Source organism: Sorangium sp. So ce145, assembly GCF_051525985.1.
Taxonomy (GTDB): domain Bacteria; phylum Myxococcota_A; class Polyangia; order Polyangiales; family Polyangiaceae; genus Sorangium; species Sorangium cellulosum_B.
This window is the reverse complement of sequence record NZ_CP150315.1, coordinates 8,297,473-8,317,091: the sequence shown is the minus strand read 5'-3', so window position 1 is coordinate 8,317,091 and position 19,619 is coordinate 8,297,473. Positions and strand designations below refer to the sequence as shown.

14 protein-coding genes are annotated in these 19,619 nt (G+C 73.2%); 7 read left to right on the top strand and 7 right to left on the bottom strand.

Annotation, left to right across the window (positions count from 1 at the left end; translation table 11 throughout):
* The first annotated feature begins 295 nt into the window (after positions 1–295).
* The gene (locus WMF34_RS30640; RefSeq protein ID WP_437990012.1) at positions 296–1,600 is read left to right on the top strand and encodes a serine/threonine-protein kinase; all 1,305 of its coding nucleotides are present in this window, start codon (positions 296–298) and stop codon (positions 1,598–1,600) included.
* 16 nt (positions 1,601–1,616) lie between these two features.
* Here the strand turns inward: WMF34_RS30640 and WMF34_RS30635 are convergent, their stop codons facing one another.
* From WMF34_RS30635 to WMF34_RS30625, 3 genes are all read right to left on the bottom strand, one after another.
* On the bottom strand, positions 1,617–3,737 hold the full coding sequence (locus tag WMF34_RS30635) for an ATP-binding domain-containing protein (protein ID WP_437990011.1): 2,121 nt from the start codon (positions 3,735–3,737) through the stop codon (positions 1,617–1,619).
* Between the two features lie 90 nt (positions 3,738–3,827).
* The gene (locus WMF34_RS30630; protein ID WP_012238585.1) at positions 3,828–4,442 is read right to left on the bottom strand and encodes a TetR/AcrR family transcriptional regulator; all 615 of its coding nucleotides are present in this window, start codon (positions 4,440–4,442) and stop codon (positions 3,828–3,830) included.
* A 73-nt stretch (positions 4,443–4,515) separates the two neighbouring features.
* Complete coding sequence (locus WMF34_RS30625) at positions 4,516–5,250, bottom strand: tyrosine-protein phosphatase (protein WP_437990010.1); 735 nt, start codon at positions 5,248–5,250, stop codon at positions 4,516–4,518.
* Positions 5,251–5,321: 71 nt separating this feature from the next.
* On the opposite strand from WMF34_RS30625, the gene WMF34_RS30620 reads away from it, so the two are divergent.
* Positions 5,322–5,861, top strand: a complete 540-nt coding sequence (locus WMF34_RS30620; RefSeq protein ID WP_012238583.1) for a hypothetical protein — start codon at positions 5,322–5,324, stop codon at positions 5,859–5,861.
* 181 nt (positions 5,862–6,042) lie between these two features.
* On the top strand, positions 6,043–7,167 hold the full coding sequence (locus tag WMF34_RS30615; protein ID WP_157907874.1) for an ArsA-related P-loop ATPase: 1,125 nt from the start codon (positions 6,043–6,045) through the stop codon (positions 7,165–7,167).
* 92 nt (positions 7,168–7,259) lie between these two features.
* On the opposite strand, the gene der is transcribed toward WMF34_RS30615, so the two are convergent.
* Complete coding sequence (gene der, locus WMF34_RS30610) at positions 7,260–9,056, bottom strand: ribosome biogenesis GTPase Der (protein WP_437990009.1); 1,797 nt, start codon at positions 9,054–9,056, stop codon at positions 7,260–7,262.
* Entirely contained in the window at positions 9,053–9,985 is a 933-nt protein-coding gene (gene era, locus WMF34_RS30605) for a GTPase Era (protein WP_012238580.1), read from the bottom strand. Before era ends, der begins: the two co-directional genes overlap by 4 nt.
* Before the next feature lie 606 nt (positions 9,986–10,591).
* On the opposite strand from era, the gene WMF34_RS30600 reads away from it, so the two are divergent.
* Both WMF34_RS30600 and WMF34_RS30595 read left to right on the top strand, forming a co-directional pair.
* Positions 10,592–13,201, top strand: a complete 2,610-nt coding sequence (locus tag WMF34_RS30600) for a glycosyltransferase family 39 protein (RefSeq protein WP_437990008.1) — start codon at positions 10,592–10,594, stop codon at positions 13,199–13,201.
* 130 nt (positions 13,202–13,331) lie between these two features.
* Entirely contained in the window at positions 13,332–13,832 is a 501-nt protein-coding gene (locus tag WMF34_RS30595) for a TIGR02266 family protein (RefSeq protein WP_049876417.1), read from the top strand.
* A gap of 79 nt (positions 13,833–13,911) precedes the next feature.
* Here WMF34_RS30595 and WMF34_RS30590 read toward each other — a convergent pair whose 3' ends face one another.
* Both WMF34_RS30590 and WMF34_RS30585 read right to left on the bottom strand, forming a co-directional pair.
* Positions 13,912–14,910 (bottom strand): zf-HC2 domain-containing protein, encoded by a 999-nt coding sequence (locus WMF34_RS30590; RefSeq protein WP_012238577.1) that lies wholly within the window; start codon positions 14,908–14,910, stop codon positions 13,912–13,914.
* 19 nt (positions 14,911–14,929) lie between these two features.
* On the bottom strand, positions 14,930–15,550 hold the full coding sequence (locus tag WMF34_RS30585; RefSeq protein WP_012238576.1) for an RNA polymerase sigma factor: 621 nt from the start codon (positions 15,548–15,550) through the stop codon (positions 14,930–14,932).
* A 533-nt stretch (positions 15,551–16,083) separates the two neighbouring features.
* Here WMF34_RS30585 and WMF34_RS30580 point away from each other — a divergent pair.
* The gene (locus WMF34_RS30580) at positions 16,084–16,989 is read left to right on the top strand and encodes a hypothetical protein (RefSeq protein WP_437990007.1); all 906 of its coding nucleotides are present in this window, start codon (positions 16,084–16,086) and stop codon (positions 16,987–16,989) included.
* 26 nt (positions 16,990–17,015) lie between these two features.
* Positions 17,016–19,424 carry a tetratricopeptide repeat protein gene (locus WMF34_RS30575; protein WP_012238574.1) on the top strand — a complete coding sequence of 803 codons (2,409 nt, stop codon included), beginning with the start codon at positions 17,016–17,018 and terminating at the stop codon, positions 19,422–19,424.
* Positions 19,425–19,619: the final 195 nt, after the last annotated feature.

Here is a 19,619-nt window from a genome sequence, read left to right as displayed (position 1 = left end):
CCTCGGGAGGGAGCGATAGGAGGGGGGCGACGGCGGGGGACCGCGGAGGTGGACCCACGACGCGCAGGGCAACAGTTTCCGGCAGCTTTACTGTCCGGTTGTTCAGGAAGCAAGACCCCCGCATCCCGGATAGGACCGAAAACGTCCGAGCAGCGGGCTGGCCCGGCAGGCGCCCCGGAGGGCCGGAGGGCGGTGATGTCGTGGTCGGAAGCGGTTCCTGGTTGAGGTCGAGTCTCACAACCAGGGCAACAATCGTGATCGTCGCACACCGGGAGCACTGGCGGGCTCTTCAACTGTGGGCCACATCTTCCGCGTGGGGGGCGGGGGGCGCTTTTTCCCGGGGTTTTCCCTGGGCCGGTACGAGCTCGTCCTGCGGGTGGCCGCAGGCGACGTGGGTGAGGTCTGGGCGGCGCGTCTGAGGCGGGAGCACGGGTTTCAGCGGCTCTTCGCGATCAAGGTGCTTCGCCCGGAGCTCTCGCCCGATCCCGACGCCGTCCGGACATTCCTCGACGAAGCCGCGCTGGCCGCGCGCATCAGGCACCCGAACGTGGTGCCCGTCGTGGATCTGGGCGAGACGGACGGCACGTTCTTCTATGTCATGGAGTGGGTGAGCGGGGAGCCGCTCTCGTCGGTGCTGCGCGCCGCGCGCGGGCGCCCGGCGCCGGTGCTGGTCGCGGCGAGGCTCGCCTACCAGATCTGCGCGGCCCTCGACGCCGCGCACGAGCTGCGGGACGAGGGCGGCAACCCCCGGGAGCTCCTGCACTACGACGTCTCGCCGGACAACGTCCTCATCACGTCCGAGGGGCTCGTCCGCATGGTCGATTTCGGCATCGCGAAGCTCGAGGAAGGGCGGATGTCCGAGCGACGGCCGCAGTCGCTGCGCGGCGACGGCGGGCGCGCTTCGGGAGCGGGCGCGGCGGGCGGCGAGGGGGGCGCGTTCCTGTTCCGGAGCAGCGCGCCGTACATGGCGCCGGAGCACATCCGGGGGCAGCCGTGCGATCGGCGGTCCGATCTCTTCGGGGTCGGGGTGCTCCTCTACGAGCTCCTGTCGGGCGCTCATCCCTTCCAGGCCGACGACAGCGAGAGCACGATGACCCACATCGCGAGCGAGCGGCCTGCCGCGCCGCTGTCGTCGCGGGCGGTCCCGTCCCGGCGCGGGTTCGCGGAGCGCCTGAGCGCGCCGCCGCCGCCCGAGCCGATCCCGCCTGCGCTCGATCGCCTCGTCTCCGAGGCGCTCGCCAAGTCGCCCACCGCGCGCACGGCGACGGCCGCGAAGCTCATGCGCGCGCTCGAGGAGGCGATCCCGGGCGCCGCGAACCCGGGCAACGACGCGCTCGTCGCCGGCTGGCTCGGAACGATCCTGGGCGACGCGTCCCACCTCCGCACGCAGCAGCTGCGCGCCGCGCTCGAGTCGCTCGATCCAGGGGACCGCTCGGCCGACGACGAGGTGGAGCCTCGGCTCGCCACGCGGCGCTGGCTGCAGGCGCTGCTGGTGTTCGGGGCCGCCGTCCTCGGGGTCGCGCTCGCCGGGACCGCGGCGGTGAGGGACAGCCCGCTCCCTCCCGCCGCCGTCTCCGCGCCGGCCGGGCCGCGCCCCTAGGGCGCCGCGGCGAGCGTCAGCTCGCCCCCACGCCGCCGAGGAGCGGCGACCACGCCGCTCCGGAGATGAGCCAGAGCTGGTGCGACGTCCGCGTCACCGCGACGTGGAGCCGCCGGCGGGCCTCGTGGTTCATCGGGTACGCCGCCGCGGTCGCGTCGGGCACGACGACGTAGTCGAACTCGAGCCCCTTCGCGCTGTCCACGTCGGTGACGTCGATGCCCGGCTCGAACGAGAAGGCCCCCTCCAGCACGAGCCTCGCCTCCGGCAGGTCCGCGATCAGCGCGTGGAGCTCCCGCGCGGCGCCTGCGTCCCGCGCGATGACGGCCACCGAGGCGCGGGGCTCCCGCCCGACGAGGTCGCGGAGCGCGCCGGCGAGGAACAGGTGCGCCTGCGCCTCGCCCGGGAAGCGGAAGAGCCCGACCGGCGCGCCGTCCCGGGCCGCGCGCGCGGGCGCCTCGGGCGCGAGCTCGCCGAGGAGCCGCCGCGCGAGCTCCGCCACCGGCCGCGGGCACCGGTACGACACCGCGAGGCGGCAGGTCGCCGCGTCGCCCACGCCGAGCGCCGCTCGCGCCGCGTCCCAGCCGGCGAAGCTCGAGGTGGTCTGCTGCGCCTCGTCGCCGGCGAGCGTGACGCTGCGCGTCTCGCCAAGGAGCTTCCCCAGGACGAACAGCTCGAACAGCGAGAAGTCCTCGGCCTCGTCGAGCACGAGGTGCGACCACCCCGCCCCGTCCAGGCCGCGGCGAGCGGCGCGAAGGAAGAGCAGGATCGGCAGATCGTCGACGTCGAGCGTCCCCGCGAGCTCGTCCGGCGTCCCTTCCGCGATGGCGCGGCCGTCGAGCGCCCGCTTCATCGACGCCACGGTGATCGAGGCGAGCTGCCGGTCGAGGGGCTCGGCGATCTGCAGCAGGGTGTGCCGGACGGTCTCCTCGACGGCGCTCCTGGGGAGGTCCCCGCCCGAGGCGGCGACGACGCCCTCGAGGAACCCGCGATCCGTGAAGACGTCGGCGAGGCGGCGGCGCAGCCGCGGGAGCGTCGTGTTCGCCGGGGCGAGCCTGGCGAACCGCTCGCGCAGCGCACTGTAGAGCGCCGGGTGGCGCTTGAGGCTGGAGACGAGCGCCGGGGGATCGTCGCACAGGGCGATCGGCTTGCCGAAGACCTCGCGCGCTGTCGCCGACGACCAGGCGTCGAGCGTCTTCACCTGGGCTTCCCCCGCGCCGAGCGGCGAGAGCAGGCGGCGCGACAGCCGCGCGAGGCCCTCCTCGGGGACGACGACGTTCATGGCCGAGAGCGGGCACCGCGCCGGATCGAGCGCGGCGATCCGGGCGAGGCGGTGCAGCGCCACGGTCGTCTTTCCGCTCCCGGCGCTGCCGAGCACGAGGAGCGGCCGCTCGGGGGGCGCGCACACGGCGGCGTACTGATCGGCATCGAGCAGGGCGGTGACGTCCGCGGCCTTCGCGTGGTCCGGGGCGCCGGCGCCGACGCCGAGGCTCCCGGGGCGGGCGGCCGTGCCCGCGCCGCCCGGCTGCATGGCGAGCGCCGCGCGCTCCGCGAGGGTCCATCGCCCGTCGCCTCGCCGCGTCAGGACGAGGCCGTCGCCCACGATCCGGGTGAGGGCGCCGCGCTCCACGACGACGATGCGGCGCGCCTTCACCACGCCCTCGGCCACGCGCCCCGGGAAGGCCTCCTCGTACTCGTCGCCCTCGCGGTACCGGTAGAAGATCTGCGCCACCGGCGCGACGCGCCAGTCGAGGATGCGCACGTCGGCCGACGGATCCAGGAACGTCGCGTGGCCGAGCAGGTAGTCCTTCGCCCCTTGGCCCTCGTCGACCCGGAGGTGGGCGAGGTACGGGCAGAGCGGGTCGGGCAGCGCCTCCCTGGGCTCCTGCTCGATGAGGCGCTGCCGCACGCTCATCTCGAGGAGCACCGCCGGCAGATCGTCGGCCGAGGCCGCGGCGGCCTCGTCGCGGAGCTCCCGGAGCGCCGCGACGGACCTGAGCTCGCGCGGCGCGCGCCCGAAGGCGCGCGCGGCGCGCTCCTGCGCCCTGTCCAGCGCGGCGCGCACGCGCTCGAGGAGCGCGGCCTCTTCCTCGAGGACGGCGCGCGCCTCGACGGGCAGATCAAGCGTGCTCTCCAGCATGATGGGCCTCCTTGCGCCCCTCGCCTCCGCGAGGGGTCGAGCTCGATGGGTGAATGGTTCGTTCACTTTTGAGGCGAGGCGAAGCGAAGGTTACGCGAAGAAGCTCCTGAGTCCGGCGAGGTGGTATTTCGAGTAACCGTGGACCGCTTCTCGGATGGCGTCCTCGTCCTCGAAGCGGGCGAGGGCGTTCACCATCGTCCTGACGAAGCCCTGGTAGATCTGGTCCAGGTTGAACCGCATCACCTCGGTCACCGAGAGGCATGGGTCGAGGGCGCGGAAGTGCTCGATCGCCAGCGCGATGAGGCGCTCGGCGGTCTCCTCGGCGAACCGCTCGTACCTGGAGCCGCCGGCGCGCCCCAGGAGGATCACGACGCGCAGCCTGTTCTCGATGCAGAAGCGGAGGAGCTCCTCGGAGATCAGGTGGTAGGCGGCCGTCGGCGGAAGCGCCCGGACGTCCTCCACGCCGTCGAGCGCCTTCACGCGGCGGCGCAGCAGGAGCGTGAAGGCGCGGGCGAAGCCGTCGTCGACGATCCCGTAGAAGAGCGCGTCCTTGTTCGCGAAGTACCGGTAGATGTTGCCCGTCGAGACGCCGGCCGCCCGGGCGATCTCGGCCATGGTCGCGCTCTCGTACCCCTTCCGCGCGAAGATCGTCAGCGCGGCGGAGGTGATGCTCTCCTGGACGTCGTCTTTGAGGTACTGCGCCATGGCGAATAGTGAACGTGTGGTTCACTTATAGCGATCGACGGCGGCCCGTCAAGCGAGCGGGCGGATCGCGGCCTCAGGGGTCGACGGTGCCTTCGAGGATCGCGCGCGGGCCGTCGATGAGCATGAAGCTCGCCTCCTCCTCGCCGACCCTGGCGAAGAGGGCCTTGATGCCGTCGCGCACCTCGGGGACGTCCTTTGCGGCGTGGGCGTCGCTGCACGCGGCGTAGTAGTAGCCGGCCTCGATCAGCTGCTCGGCGGCCCGGCGGGGGGTGCGCCCGTACTTGCCGGTGAGCGCCGCGACGTCGAGGAGGAGCACCGCGCCCGCGTCGAGCAGCGGATCGAGCGAGGAGATGTCGTCGAAGACGGGCTCGTAGCGCTCCGGGTGGGCGATGACGGGGCGGAGCTTGCGGCGGCTGAGATCGAAGAGCCGCTCCGCGGCCCGGGCGGGGAAGCTCCGGGTCGGGAACTCGACGAGCGCGGCGCGGCCGCCCGGGAAGGGGAGGGCGCTGCCGTCGAGGAGGCGCTGGAAGATGATGTCGTCGAAGAAGTGCTCCGACGAGAGATCGAGCGCGGGCAGGTCGCGCGCGCCGGCCGCGGCCCGCAGCGCGGCGCAGGTCGCGTCGTAGGCGGCCTTTAGGCCCTGCCGGGTGTTGTCGAACATCCCGGGGCGCATGTGCGGCGTCGCCACGACGGTGTCGAACCCGGCGCCGCGGAGCGCGGTGAGGAGGGCGAGGCTCTCCTCGACGGTGCGGGCGCCGTCGTCGACGCCCGCGACCCAGTGGGAGTGCAGATCGATGAAGCCGCGCATCGTCGCTCCGAACTTAGCAAAGTTGGCCGCCTTCGTGCGCTGCGACCATCCTTCGCGTCGAGGAGGTGTTCGTGTCGCTCTCGTTATCGAACCAGCAGCTTGTGCCTCAGCTCGCGTCGGATGGCTGCGCTGGCGGCCAGCGCGGCGGCAGGCCGGGAGGCCGCGCAGAGCCCCCGGTCGATCCCGGCGCGCCCTCGGTCGAGGAGGGCACACCGGCCCTGGATGAGGGGATCCCCACCTCCGAGCGGCGTCGCCGCCGCAGCGACGATCCGGTCACCGCGCTGCACTACCAGCTCTCGACGACCCGCGCCGAGGCGAACCTGGACGTCGTGGTCCTCGTGGACGACAGCGGCTGCCTCGTCGCCGGGGCGGGCGCGTGGCCGGCGTGCGAGGAGCTCGCCGCCTACGCCCCGCTCCTCGCCAACCCGGACGCCGTGCAGAGCGCGGCCGTCGGCTCGCGCATCGCCACGCTCACCGCCGACGTCGAGGTCCAGAGCCTCTCGGTGTCGGGCGGCGAGGTGCTGCTCTGCGGCCGCGGCGGCACGGCGGAGCGTGGCGCCTCCATTGCCCGGGCCGCTGCGGGGTGCTTGCGCATCCTCCGCGCCGCCTGAGCGGCAGCGCCGCCGCAGGCCGGGCGCTCGCGCCCCCCCGGTTCGTGCTACAAGGGGCCGCGGCCTCAGGTCGCGCGCAATGCCCGGCTCGCTCGCACCCCCTCGGAACAGCCCGCCCGCCGCCGACGCGTCCCTTCAGGCAGACCACGCCGGTCTGGCCCCGTTGCTCGCCTCCCGCAGGGTGATCCTCTGCGTCGGCTGCGGCGGCGTCGGCAAGACGACCACGACTGCAGCGCTCGGCCTGGCCGCTGCCCGCCGCGGCAAGCGCGTCCTTTGCCTGACGATCGATCCGGCGCGCCGGCTGTCCCAGAGCCTCGGGCTCGAGGAGATGACGACGGAGGCGCAGACGATCGAGCCCGCCCGCTTCGCCAGGGCGGGGGTCGACGTGCCCGGCTCGATGACGGTCATGATGCTCGACACGAAGTCGACCTTCGACGGCCTCGTCGCGTCGCTCGCCCCGACGCCCGAGCAGCGCGACCGGATCCTCGGCAACGTCCTCTACAAGTACATCTCCACGTCGCTCGCGGGCACGCAGGAGTACATGGCGATGGAGAAGCTCTACGCCGTCAGGAGCGACCCGAGCTACGACCTCGTCCTGCTCGACACGCCGCCCACGGCGAACGCGCTGGATTTCCTCGACGCGCCGGAGCGCCTCGTCGGCGCCATCGACGGCGCGGCCACGCGGTGGTTCGTGCAGGCCTTCCAGAGCTCCGGCAAGCTCTCGCTCAACCTGCTGGCGCGCTCGACCGCCGCGGTGCTGCGGGGCATCGGCAAGCTGACCGGCAGCGGCTTCCTCGAGCAGATCGCGGCGTTCATCAGCGAGATGAACGCGGTCTTCGGCGGCTGGAAGCAGCGGGCGGACGCGGTGGCGTCGGCGCTCCGCGGCCCCGACGTGGCGTACGTGCTCGTCACGACGCCCGATCCGCTCTGCGTGCGCGAGGTGCTGTACTTCGCCGATCGCCTGCGCGAGCAGCAGATGCGTCGCGACGCGTTCGTCGTGAACCGCGTCCACCCGGTGTACGGCGCCCTCCCCGGCGTCGGCGAGATCGCCGCCGCGCTCGACGGGAGCAGCCTTGGGCTCGCCTCCGGCGCCGCGGCGCGCCTGCTCCAGGCCGCCAAGGACGAGAGCCGCATGGGCAAGCTCGATCAGCTGAACCTGATCGCCCTCGAGGCGGCGCTCGAAGACGAGCAGAGCGCCGGCAGCGTCCGCGTCGACGTCCCGGCGTTCCCCTACGACATCCACGACGTGGCCGGCCTCGCGAGGATCGCCGACGTGCTGGCGCCGCAGCCCGGGGCGGCGGGGTAGCCAGGGGCAGCTCGTCGGTTCTCGTGGCTGCCCTCGGGTGACGCGGAACGGTCCGTGAGGAGGCAGCTGGGCTGCCCCCGGCTTATCCCCGCCTACCCCCGCCGCCTGCGCTCCTTGTACTTCACGCGGACCGGCACGCCCTCCAGCGCGAACGCCTGCCGGAGCTGGTTCGCCACGTAGCGCCGGTAGCTGAAGTGGAGCTTGTCGGGATCGCTCGCGACGACGACGAACAGCGGCGGCGACGTCTCGGCCTGCGTGACGAAGAACAGGCGGGGCGCGCGGCCGCCGTGCGTCGGCGGCGGGTGCGTGAGCAGGATCTGCTCGAAGAAGCGGTTGAGCTCCCCGGTGGGCACGCGCTTCCGGTAGGCGTCGGCCACCTGGGCCACGGTCTCGATGAGCTTCGCCACGCCGCGCCCGCTGCGCGCGCTCACGTGCGCGATCGGCGCCCACGGCACGAACGAGAGCTTGTCGCGGGCGTCCTGCTCCGCCTTGGCGAGCGCCTTGCGATCGAGGAGATCGATCTTGTTGAGGCCGATCACGACGCCGCACCCGCGATCGACCGCGAGGCCGAGGATCTTCGCGTCCTGCTCGGCCACGCCCTCGGCCGCGTCGCAGAGCAGGAGCACGACCTCCGCCCGCTCCATGGCGCGGATCGCGTGGATCACGCTGACCGCCTCGACGGCGCTGTCCTCCTTCGCCACCTTCGACTTGCGCCGGATGCCGGCCGTGTCGATGAGCAAGAAACGCTTGCCGTCGCGCTCGGCCAGCGTGTCGATCGGATCGCGCGTCGTGCCGGGCGTCGCGTCGACCAGCATGCGCTCCTCGCCCGCGATGCGGTTGACGAGCGACGACTTCCCCGCGTTGGGCCGCCCGATGATGGCGATGCGGAGCGCCCCCTCGGCCGACTCCTCGGGCGCCGCGGGCTCCTCGGGGAGCGCCGCCTCGATGGCCATCTCCAGATCCGAGATGCCGCGGCCATGGAGGGCGCTGATCGGGATGAGCCGCTCCATCCCGAGGCGGTACAGCTCCGCCGCCTCCACCTCGGCCTTCGGCGAGTCCGCCTTGTTGGCGACGTAGATCACGGGCTTGCCCGCGCGGCGCAGCAGGCCGAGCTCGGCGTGCTCCGACGGCGTGACCGGCGTCACGGCGTCGAGCACGCACACGATGACGTCGGCCTCGGCGATGGCGAGGTCGATCTGCCGCTTGATCCCCTGCCGCATGGGATCATCGCTCTCGGGGTCGAACCCGCCGGTGTCGACGAGCGTGAAGCGCCGTCCCCGCGAGGTGACGTCGCCGTAGTGACGATCGCGGGTCACCCCGGGCTCGTCGTGCACGATCGCGACGCGCTTGCCGACCAGCCGGTTGAACAGCGTGCTCTTGCCGGTGTTGGGCCGCCCGACCAGCGCCACGATCCCGGCCGACGGGGGCGGCGCAGGCGCATCGGCCGTGGCGTCCTCGACGGCCGCGATGACCTCCTCGGCCAGGTCCACCGCGAGCTCCTCCCTGTCCAGCGCCGCCTCGTGGCCGATCGGCTCGGCGAGAGCGCGGCCCTTGCTCGGGCCTGATCGGCTGCCCTTCTTCGATCCGGCGGCGCTCTTGCCGGGCGCCGCCGCCTTCTTTCCGGGAGCGGCGGCGCCCTTGCCGGGGGCCGCTGCTCTCTTTCCGGGAGCGGCAGCGCCCTTGCCGGGGGCCGCTGCTCTCTTTCCGGGAGCGGCAGCGCCCTTGCCGGGGGCCGCTGCGCTCTTTCCGGGAGCGGCAGTGCCCTTCCTGGGAGCGACGCCGCCCCTCTTCTTCTCGGGGGCGTCGCCCTTCTTCGCCGTCCGCCCGCCTCCGGCGGCTCCCTGGCTGCGCTTGTTCGATCTGGAAAGGGCTGGCTTTGCCGCGCTCACGAGGTCTCTCCCTTGTTGTAACCGAGCTCGTCCAGCCGCTCCCGCGACTCGCGCCACTCCGGCGTCACCCGGACCCAGAGCTTGAGGTTCACCTGCCGGCCGACGAGCTCCTCTATCCGGAGCCGAGCCTCCGTGCCGATGCGCTTCAGCTGCTCCGCGCCGGCGCCGATCAGGATCTTCTTCTGCCCGGGCCGCTCCACGTGGATGGTCGCGTCGATGTGCAGCGCGCCCTCGCCTGTCGGCTCGACGTAGCGCTCGATCTGCACGGCGCTCGCGTGGGGCACCTCGGCCTTCGTCGCGCGCAGGATCTGCTCGCGCACGTACTCGGCGGCGAAGAAGCGCGTGGGCCTGTCGGTGAGCTCATCGGGCGCGAAGCCCCAGTCCCTTTCGGGGCAGAGCTTCGCCACCTCGTCGAGCACGCGCTGGACGCCGTCCTCGCGCAGCGCCGAGATGGGGACGATCGCCGCGAACTCCCGGAGCTTGGCGAACGCGTCGAGGAGCGGCAAGAGCAGCGCCTTGTCCCGCATCCGGTCGACCTTGTTGAGCACGAACACCACCGGCGCCTCGCTCCCCAGGTCCGCGAGCAACGTCAGATCGCTCGGGTGCGGCGCGAGCGGCGGGCCGTCTTCCCCCTCCTTCACGCGCCGCGGCAGGCGCGCGGGATCCGGCGCTTCGGTCACGAACACGATCACGTCGGCGCCCCGCGCCGCCTCGCGCGCCGCCTGGTTCATCACGCGCCCGAGCTCCGTGCGCGGCCGGTGCAGGCCGGGCGTGTCGAGCAGCGCGATCTCCGCCGGGCCGTGGTGCACGACCCCGAGGATCGCGTCGCGCGTCGTCTGAGGCGTCGGCGAGACGATCGCGAGCGGATGGCCGAGCGCCGCGTTCAGCAGCGTCGATTTGCCCACGTTGGGGCGCCCGACCAGGGCCACGCGCCCGGATCGTCTCGGCAGCGAGGCGTCGGCCTCCTCCGTCCGCCTCGGCTCGGCCGCCTTCCTGCGCTGCTGCTGCGCGGCGCCTCGCCCGCCTGCCGTCCGGCCCGTCCGCTCCGGGAGCGGTCGCCCCTTCGTGTCGCCACCAGGGCGGGATCCACGTCCCGGCTGGCTGCGGGCCGCGCCGGACGAGCGCGCCGTGGGGCTTCGCTTCTTGCTCGCCCGGGGCTCTTCGCCGGACGGCGCTCCCCGGCGGCTGCCTTCGTTACCTTTCTTGGCAGGACGACGGGGGCCACCGGCGGCCGGGGCGGGCTTCGGCGCCTGCGGGCGCGCTTTCGCGCCCTGGGGCGCGCTCTGGGGACGGGCTTTCACCACGCCGCGCGCGATAGCAGACGCCCAGGGGGGCTACAAACGCTTCCCCACGATCCGTGGTCACGCGCGCGCGAAGGCGGTAAGGGGATGCCCTGCATGTCGAGCGTCCACCGAGGGGACCCACAGCGCGGAGCCCCGCCCGCCGCCCCCGACCCGCACGCGAGCGGAGCCCCACCCCGCGCCGAGGTGCCCCCCCTCGAGGCGCGCTCGGCTGAGATCGGTGACGCGCCGGTCATGGACGGCGGCCGCGCGGCCGCCGGGAGCGGGGACGGCGGCCGCGCGGCCGCCGGGAGCGGGCGCGCCGGCCTCGCGAGGCTCGCGGCCCTCGCGCTCGCGGCCCTTGCGCTGCTGCCGCTCATCGGCAAGAGCGGCATCTGGGACCCCTACGAGCTCGATCGCGCCGACCTGGCCCGCCGCATCGCCATCCATGTCTTCGGCGCGCGCGGCGTGGATCTCCCGGACGCTCCCGGGCAGCTGCCGACCCTGACCGATCTCGGCATGGGAGAGCTCGGGTTCACCTCGATGGCGCTCGGCTTCCGCGTGTTCGGCCTGCACGACTGGGCCGGGCGCCTCCCGCTCGCGCTGTGGGGGCTCGCCGGCGCGCTCGTGCTCTACGAGCTCCTCGCCCGCCTCGTCGATCGAAGGGCCGGCCTGTACGGCGTCGCGGTGCTCGTGACGATGCCGCTCTACGTGATGCAGGCGCGCACCCTGCTCGGCGACATCGTCACGATGGCCGCGCTCACGATGGCGTTCTGCGGGCTGACCGGCGCGCTGCTCGAGGGCGGGCGAGGGGCGCAGCGCGGCGCCCGGCTCGCGCCGGCCGCGTGGCTCGCCGTGGGGATCCTCGGCGTCGTCGCCGGATACCTCAGCCGCGGCCTGCTGATCGGGGTCGCCGTCCCCGCGCTCGGCGCCGGCCTGACCTGGCTCCTGCTCCGGACGTCCGGCGCCTGGCCCGCGCCGGAAGGCCGGGGGCCCACGCTGGGCGACCTCGTGGGCGCCGCCGCGCTGGTGCTCGGCGTCGCGGCGGCGGCGCAGGGCGCCCTCGTGCTCGCGAGCTCGAGCGCCGGCGAGCCGCTCCCCCGCGCCCTCGGCGTGGCGCTCCTCAAGAAGCCGCCGGTCGAGTCCACGTTCGATCTCACGCTGCGCCAGCTCGGCCACGCCCTCTTTCCGTGGAGCGCCTTCCTGCCGTTCGCCGTCGGCCGGCTCTTCCGAGCCCCCGCCGCGGACCGAGCGGGCGAGATCGTCGACCCTCTCCTCGATCGCGAGGCCGGCGTCCGGATCGCCCTGATCGTTACATCTGCGCTCGCCTACGGCGCCTTCGCGGTCCTCGCGCCGCACGCCGGGGCGCTCCCGTTCAGCGGCCCCGCGCTCCTCGCCGCCATCGCCGCGCTCGCCGTCCGCGATCTCGAGCGCGGCGCCCCCTCCTCGCGGGCGCTCGCCGTCGGCTGCGCCGTGCTCGCCTTCGTCCTCTACCGCGATCTCGTCACCTCACCGGACAGGGCGCTCAGCGTCTTCTCGGTCGACAAGCCCGTCTTCCCGAAGAGCTTCGAGGGCGAAGCGGCCTCGGCGATGCGCTTCGTCCTGCTCGCGTTCGCCGGCCTCGTCTCGCTCACCTGGCTCGAAGAGCAGCCCCGCGAGCTCGATCGCAGCTTCAGCGCGTGGGCGCGGCGCGTCCTCGACGAGGTGCACGCCGGCGCCGCGGAGCTCGCTCGCATCTGGAACGGCAACCTGCTCTTCCTGCTGATCGTCCTCGAGGCGGCGCTCGTCGGCGTCGGCGCGATGCTCTTCGTCGGCAAGCGCATCGGGTGGGGCACCGTGGCGAGGATGCCGAACCACCTCGCCGCGTACGGGATGAACGCCTGGTGGGCGCTGCCCATGCTGCTGGCGGCGAGCCCCGTGCTGCTCCTCGTGGCGCGCGACGCGTTCCGCCACGCCGTCGCGCGCGCCTCCCTCCCGCGCGCCGTCGGCACGCCGCTCGCCGGCCTCGTCGCCGGCTTCGCGCTGAGCTTCTGGTACTATCCGGCGCTCGCGGCCCAGCTCTCGCCGAAGGAGGTCTTCGCGTCGTACGAGTCGCTTCGCAAGCCCGGCGAGCCGCTCGCGACGCTCGGCGTCCGGAGCCGCACGGCGGCCTATTACCAGGGCGGCGAGGTCACCTCGTTCACCGATGTCCTGCAGGCGTTCGACTGGCTCACCGCCGCGGGGAGCTCGGGGGACGGCGCCGCTCCGGTCGTCCCCGCTGCTCGCCGCTGGCTCGTCGTGAAGGCCGACGATCTGCCCCGGTTGAACAGCCTCTTTCGCAAGCGCTACCGGCGCAACCTGCCCGTCCTCGACGGCCGCTCCAGCCAGATCCTCCTTGCGTCGAACGAGCTCGGGGGCAGGCCGAACGAGAGCTGGCTCGGCCGTATCGTCCTCGACGAGCCCGCCGCTCCCGAGAACCCGCTCGACGCGATGCTCGAGGATCAGCTGGAGGTGCTCGGCTGGGAGCTCACCGACGACGACGGCCAGAAGGTCTCGAGCGTCGTCCCTCAGAAGAGCTACCACCTGCGGACGTACTTCCGGGTCCACCGGCCGATCACCGGCAACTGGAAGATGTTCGTTCACATCGACGGGTTCCAGCGTCGATACAACGGCGACCATCCCGTGATCGAGGGGCGTTACCCGCTGAGCCTGTGGCAGCCGGGCGACGTCGTCGTGGACGACCACGAGCTCCGGCTCGAGCCCAACTTCACCCCGGGCGACTACACGCTCTACTTCGGCCTCTTCGCCGGTGAGACGCGCTTACAGGTGACGCGCGGGCCGGAACACGAGGACCGCATCCGCGGCGGCGTCATCCGCGTGCGGTGAGCTGCCCTCGTGGGGATCCCGACGCATGCGCGCGCTGCGCGGCTCGCATCGCGCGGCCCGGCGACGCTCGCGTGCTCCTCCTCGTCGAGCGCCCTCGACGCGCGTGCGGAAAGCGGCTAGTCGCAGACTCATGACCGGGGGCCGTGGGGACTCGAACCATCCGCCCGACGCGCCGGGCGGTACGCCGCCGTCCTGCGCGCAAACCGGCCCCTACGGCGACGCGCATCGCCCCGGCGAGGACGCCGAGCTCGAGGTCCCCGCCTCGGATTCGCTCGACCGACGCTCGTCCGAGCGCCTCGACGTCACCTGGCTCGTGGACTGCGAGACCGACGACACGTTCCTCTACGCGTCCATCACCAACATCTCGGAGATGGGCATCTTCGTCCGCACGACGCAGCCTCTCTCGATCGGCACGCGGCTCACGCTCCGCTTCTCGCCGCCGGGGACCGGCGGCTCGTACGTGCTCGAGGGGACGGTGCAGTGGATCAACGAGGTGCGCCCCCTCCACGACAACCCGAACCCGGGCATGGGGATCCGCTTCGTCGATCTCACGCCGGACGATCGCGAGCGCATCGTCGGCACGATCAGGACGATCGCCTACATCCGCGACGCGCCGGTGAGATCGAATTGACGCTGGCGCCGCCGCGGCGCGCGGTGAGGTCGAGGCGCGGCGCCCGGGACGGCGGAGGCGCGGCCGCGCCGGCGGCCCGTCAGCGGGACGTCGCGGTGTCGGCGGGCGCCGCCTGCGCGGGGCCCGCCGCACCTTGCTCCTCGGCGCCGCGCGGCGGCGCCGCGGGCATCGCCGCCTTGGGCGCAGCGCGCCGCGCCGCAGCGGCGGGGGCGGCGGCCGCCGGCGCCGAGTTCTGCGCCTGCGCGCCGGCGGCGTTCGCCTCGAGGTCCGCGAGCTGCTGCTCGGCGCGGTCGCCGTAGCCCTTCGCGGAGCGCAGCGCGAGCAGCAGCTCGCGCGCCTTCGCCGTGTCCCCGGAGGCCTGGTAGCACCGGGCCGCCTCCCACATCGCGGCGTGAGCGGACGGCGTGCCCGGGTACTGCGCGCCGACCTCGTCGAGCTTGCCGACGGCGGCCGCGCAGCCCGACTTGCGTTGCAGCGCTTGCGCCTCGTGCAACGCGGCGCTCGCGCCGTCGTCCGGGGACGCGGACGCCGACGCACGCGCGCTCTTCTCCTTCGCCGCCTCCGCCCTGGGCGCATCGTTCGCCTTGGCCTCGGCCGAGCGCCGGCCGTCGCCTTCCTGCATCACGACGGCCGCGGGGGCAGGCGCGGCCGTGCGGGGCGCCTCGTGCTGATCCAACGACGCGGGCTGGCCCCACTCGGTGACCCGCACCGGCGCCACGCCCGTCTTCGGCCGCAGCAGCAGCAGGCTCGATCCGATGACGAGCACGAACAGCGCCGCCATCGCCAGCTGCGGGCGCATCGCGTGGCTGCCGGCCCAGGCCAGCGCGCGGAGCGCCTTGCGCCGGAACGGCGTCTTCTTCTGCGCGACCTCGACGGCGTCGAGGATCCGCGCCTCGAGCTCCTCGCTCGGCTCCTCGAACGGCAAGGCGCCGACGTCGCGCGCCGCGCGCAGCCCGGCGAACGCCGACGCGCACCGGGCGCAGCCGTCCATGTGCCGCTTCATGGCCGCATACGTCAGCTCGTCGAGCTCGTCGTAGAGCGCGTCCATCACGTGCTGGTCGAACTTCTCGCAGTCCATAGACAGCTCTTCCGGAGCGCTAGCGCAGCGCCCTCGCGTAATCCTCGTACTCCGAGAGGGCCTCCTGGAGCCGCTCCAGGGCGTAGCGCATCCGGCTCTTCACCGTGTTCTCGGGCACCCCCACGATGTGGGCGATGTCCTTGAAGGGCACGTGCCCGATCTCCCGGAGCAGGAAGACCTCCCGCTGCTCGTGCGGGAGACCCTCGACGGCGCGGACGATGCGCTGCCCCATCTCGGTCCCGATCGCGACCCGGTCCACCGCGGCCTGGGGCGCCGGGTCCGCGGTCCGCTCGCCGAGCGTCGGGCCGTCGCCGCCCTCCCCGGAGCCCTGGTCGAGCGACGGGTGGCGCCGGAGCGACATCTTGCGCAGGTGATCGATGCAGACGTTGCGCGCGATGGCGAACGCCCAGGTGGTGAACCTGGCCTCGTGCTTGAAGTCGGAGGCGCTCTGCACGATCTTCACGAACACATCCTGCACCAGATCCTCGGCGATCGCAGGCCCGCGGACCTGTCGCAGGATGAAGTTGTAGATGGACGTTTTGTGCCGCCGGACGAGCCCGGCGAACGCCGCGCGGTCGCCGCCCTGGAAGCGCATCATCAGGGCTTCGTCCGTGACCTCCTCTCGAGAAATCGGGACCATCCTAGCTCCCGGAGCGGCCGAGCCTCTGCGGCGCTCCTTCGGCGGCCCGGGCGGCGGGGTGTTCGCGGCGGCGGCCGCAGCGTCGGATCGGACGCGCGGCGCGGCTCGAAGATCTGAGGAGCACTCCTTCCCCTGACACAAGCGCACCTTAGCGGATCCGCCCCCGAGCGAGCGAGCCCCCTTCGCCCGCGGCGCCCGCGGCCGGGGAAGGGCAGGGGACCGGGCGTGCGCTGACCTCTACGCGCGCCGCGCGCCGCCGGTGGCGAGAGCCGGTCGCGGTCGCGTGACGTTCTCGGGGCAGCGCCCTGCGGACCGGCCGAGGACGCCGTCCGCGCCCGCTGCGGGAGGGCCCTCACACGATTTCGGCTGCGCCGTGCTGTCTTCACGCCGCGAGCGACGGGAGCCTGCGCCGGGGGACGAGGCAGGTGTCCATGTCGTTGCGCTCGGAAGCCCGCCGCCACTAGACTCCCCGGCACCGGGCGTGAGGTCGCCCCCCTCTGCTGACGAGGGTTCAACCACGAGGTTACCTTTCGATGCGACTTATCAGGATGCTGGCTGTGGGGGTGGGAGCCTCGTTCTTGATGTCGATGCCCGCCTTCGCGCAGGCCCCGGGCGGCGCGAGGGGCAAGGCCGCTGCTCCCGCCGCCTCCGTGGCGCCGGCGGCCTCCACAGCGCCGGCTGTCCCCGCAGCGCCTGCGCCGGTCAACGGAGCGCAAGCGGCTCCTGCGCCGGCTTCCGCGACGGTCGCGCCGGCTGCGGGGGCGGCGGCGCCTGCCGCGACGGTCGCCCCCGCTGCGGGCGCGACGGCGGCGCCCGGCGCGACGGCTGCCCCGACGAGCGCCCCGGCTGCGGGCGCGGCCGCCGCTCCGGCGATGGATGGTCCGACCTATGCGGTGCGGCTGCGCGATCTGGAGCAGCGCATCGACGAGCTCAAGGAGCAGATCCGCCGCAGCCACACGCGGCTCTCGCTCCTCAGCGACACGATCCTCTCCGGCGGCGGCGCCGGCTCGCGCGCCTCGATCCGATTCAACAACGAGCTGTCGTCCGCGTTCCGCGTCACGCGCGTGCTGATCGTCCTGGATGGCGCCGTCCAGTACAACAAGACCGATCAGTCGGGCGCCCTCGCCGAGCAGACGGAGATCCCGATCTTCAACGGCTCCGTTCCGCCGGGGGATCACACGCTCCAGGTGCTCGTGAACCTGCAGGGCAACGGCTACGGGGTGTTCTCCTACCTCCGGGGCTACCGCTTCGAGGTGCGCTCCAGCCATTCCTTCACGGCGGTCGAGGGCAAGACCATCAACCTTCAGGCGGTCGCGTTCGAGAAGGGCGGCGTCACGACCCCGCTCGAAGAGCGGCCAGCCGTCCGCTTCGTCGAGAAGATCGTGAGCGGCCTCTCGGATGCTCCCGGGCAGCCGTCCGCCGCCGCGGGTGGGAAGTAGGTTCGAGCTCGTTAGGACAAGCCACCATGACCTGGGACACCGGATCGCGGGTACTCCCTGCCTTGCTTGGCGTGCTCGCGCTCGGCGCGGCGACGACCGCGGCCTCCGCCGAAGCGTGGGCCCTGGACGCTGAGCGCGCCTACACGAGCGCCTCTCAGCAGATCGGCAGCGTCACCTCCGGGCTCGGCGCCATCCAGGCGGCGATCCACAAGTCCCGCGGCGAGCAGCGCACGCCGGCCCAGCGCATCGCGGATGCCCAGCTCCTGATGGGCTCCAGGGATTACGAGCGGGCGGCGAACGTGCTGAACCAGGTCGTCGAGAAGTACCCCGACCATCCGACGGCGTTCCCGGACGCGCTCACGCTGCTCGGGGAGACCTATTTCCGCTCGAAGCAGTACCTCTCGGCCCGCCGGGTCTTCCAGCGGATCGTCGCGAGCGGCGCCGAGCCGCGCTTCGCCACCTACCAGGCGAAGGCGCTCGGCCGGCTCGTGGACATCTGCCTCCGGATCAAGGACTACGACGCGCTCGACGCCGTCTTCGCGTCGATGAACAGCGTCCCGGCCTCCACGGCGGGGAGCGCCCTCGCGTACGCGCGCGGCAAGGGCCTCTACGTGAAGAAGGACTTCGGCGGCGCGAAGGCTTCGCTCGGCGCGGTCGACCCGCAGAGCGAGTACTTCCACCAGGCGAGGTACCTGCTCGGCCTCATCGCGGTGAAGGAGGCGACGCCCCCGCCCGAGCCGCTCAAGGAGGGCGAGGCGCCGCCGGCGGTGCCCAAGACCCGCTACGTCGCCGCGATCGATCTGTTCCAGAAGGTGACGCAGCTGCCGGCCGACACCCCGGAGCACCGGCGCGTCATCGACCTCGCGTGGCTCGCGATCGGGCGGCTCTTCTACGAGGCCGACCAGTGGTCCCAGGCCGTGCAGGCCTACGGCCACATCGACCGCGTCTCGCCCGAGTTCGGGACGATGCTCTACGAGCTCGCGTGGGTGTATGTCCGCCTGGGCGACGTCGATCGCGCCCAGCGATCGCTCGAGATCCTCGCGATCGCCGAGCCGGACAGCCAGAACATCGCGGACGGCTCGCTGCTCCGCGGCGACCTGATGCTGCGCGCGGGCCGCTTCGAGAAGGCGCTGAAGGTGTACGAGGGGGTCCGCGCCACCTACGACCCGATGCGCGCGCGCGTGGACGCCTTCCTCGGCTCGACGAGCGATCCCGCGGTCTACTACGACAAGCTGAGCCAGGAGCAGCTCGAGGCGCTCGACACGGCCACCTCGCTCCCGCCGCTCACGGTGCAGTGGGCGCGCGAGGCCGAGGACGGCCCGGCCGCGTTCGCGGTGATCGACGACATCAACCACTGCCGCGAGCTGATCAAGCAGTCGAACGAGCTCATCGAGAAGCTGAACGCCGTTCTCAGCTCGCCCAACCGGGTGCGCGCGTTCCCGGAGCTCAAGGCCGGCGAGGAGAAGGCGCTCGCGCTGCTCAACCGGGTCGCGCTGGCGCGCCTCGCGCTCGGCCAGGGCATGGATGACGTGGAGGACGACTCGCTCTCGGGCGAGATCGGCGGCGCGCGCGCGAGGCGCAGGGCGCTGGAGAAGCGCCTCGCGCGGGTGCCCGTCACGGACGCCGACTTCCAGGATCGCGAGGCGCAGGCGCTCAAGCAGTGGAACACCCAGTCGCAGCGCCTGCAGCAGCTCACGCTGCAGATGGACTCGCTGCAGGCGACGGTCAACGGCCTCAGGCGGCTCCTCCGCGATGGCCCGCACGCCGGGGTCGTCCGGGATCCAGCGAGCATCGCCCGGTTCGAGATCGAGCTCGCCCAGAACGAGCGCGACCTCGCGCTCTACCGCCAGCAGGCGGACGTGCTCCGCAAGCAGGTCAGCGCGGGCCGGGTCCAGGTCGGCTTCGGCGATCAGCGCTTCATCGAGGACGCGCAGGTGCGCAAGGCCCACCGCGACGCGTTGACGCGCGAGGTGGAGCTGGCCGCGGCGGGCGCCGGCGGCGCGGAGCTCGCGGCGTACGCGCAGCGCATCACGCCGGTGCTCCGCGCCGGCGACGCGGCGGACGCGAGGGTCGAGGCGGCGCTCCGCGACATCGAGGGGGAGGTCGCCCAGAAGTCCGCGGGGCTCCGGCAGATCGTCGGCCGGGAGACGGCGAACGTCGTTCACTACTCGGTGCAGCTCGACGGGCTCGACAGGGAGGCGCGCCTCGTCGTCGGCGAGGTCGCGATGCGAAACTTCGGCCTCGTCCGCGACCGGCTGAAGAACATCATCCTGCGCGCCGACGTCGGCATCACCGAGGAGGCGTGGGAGGTCCGCGAGGAGCAGATGACGCGCGTTCGCAGCCTGCAGGTCGAGCGCGCCCGTGAGGATCGGGTCCTCAAGGAGGAGCTCAACGAGGTCCTCGACGACAGCGGCGATCCGGAGGACGAGAAGTGAGCAAGGAGCGTGGTGGCGCGAGCGCGCCGCAGATCTCTGGCGCGCCGCTCGGCGCTGTGCGAGCGGGGCGCCGTCGCCCGCGCGGCGCGCTCGGGTTTGCCAGCCTTGCCCTGGTGCTGGCGGTCGCGCCGCTCGCGCTCTCTCAGCCGGGTGGCCAGCCAGCGCCGGCGGCGTCTGCCGTTCCCGCGGCTGCAC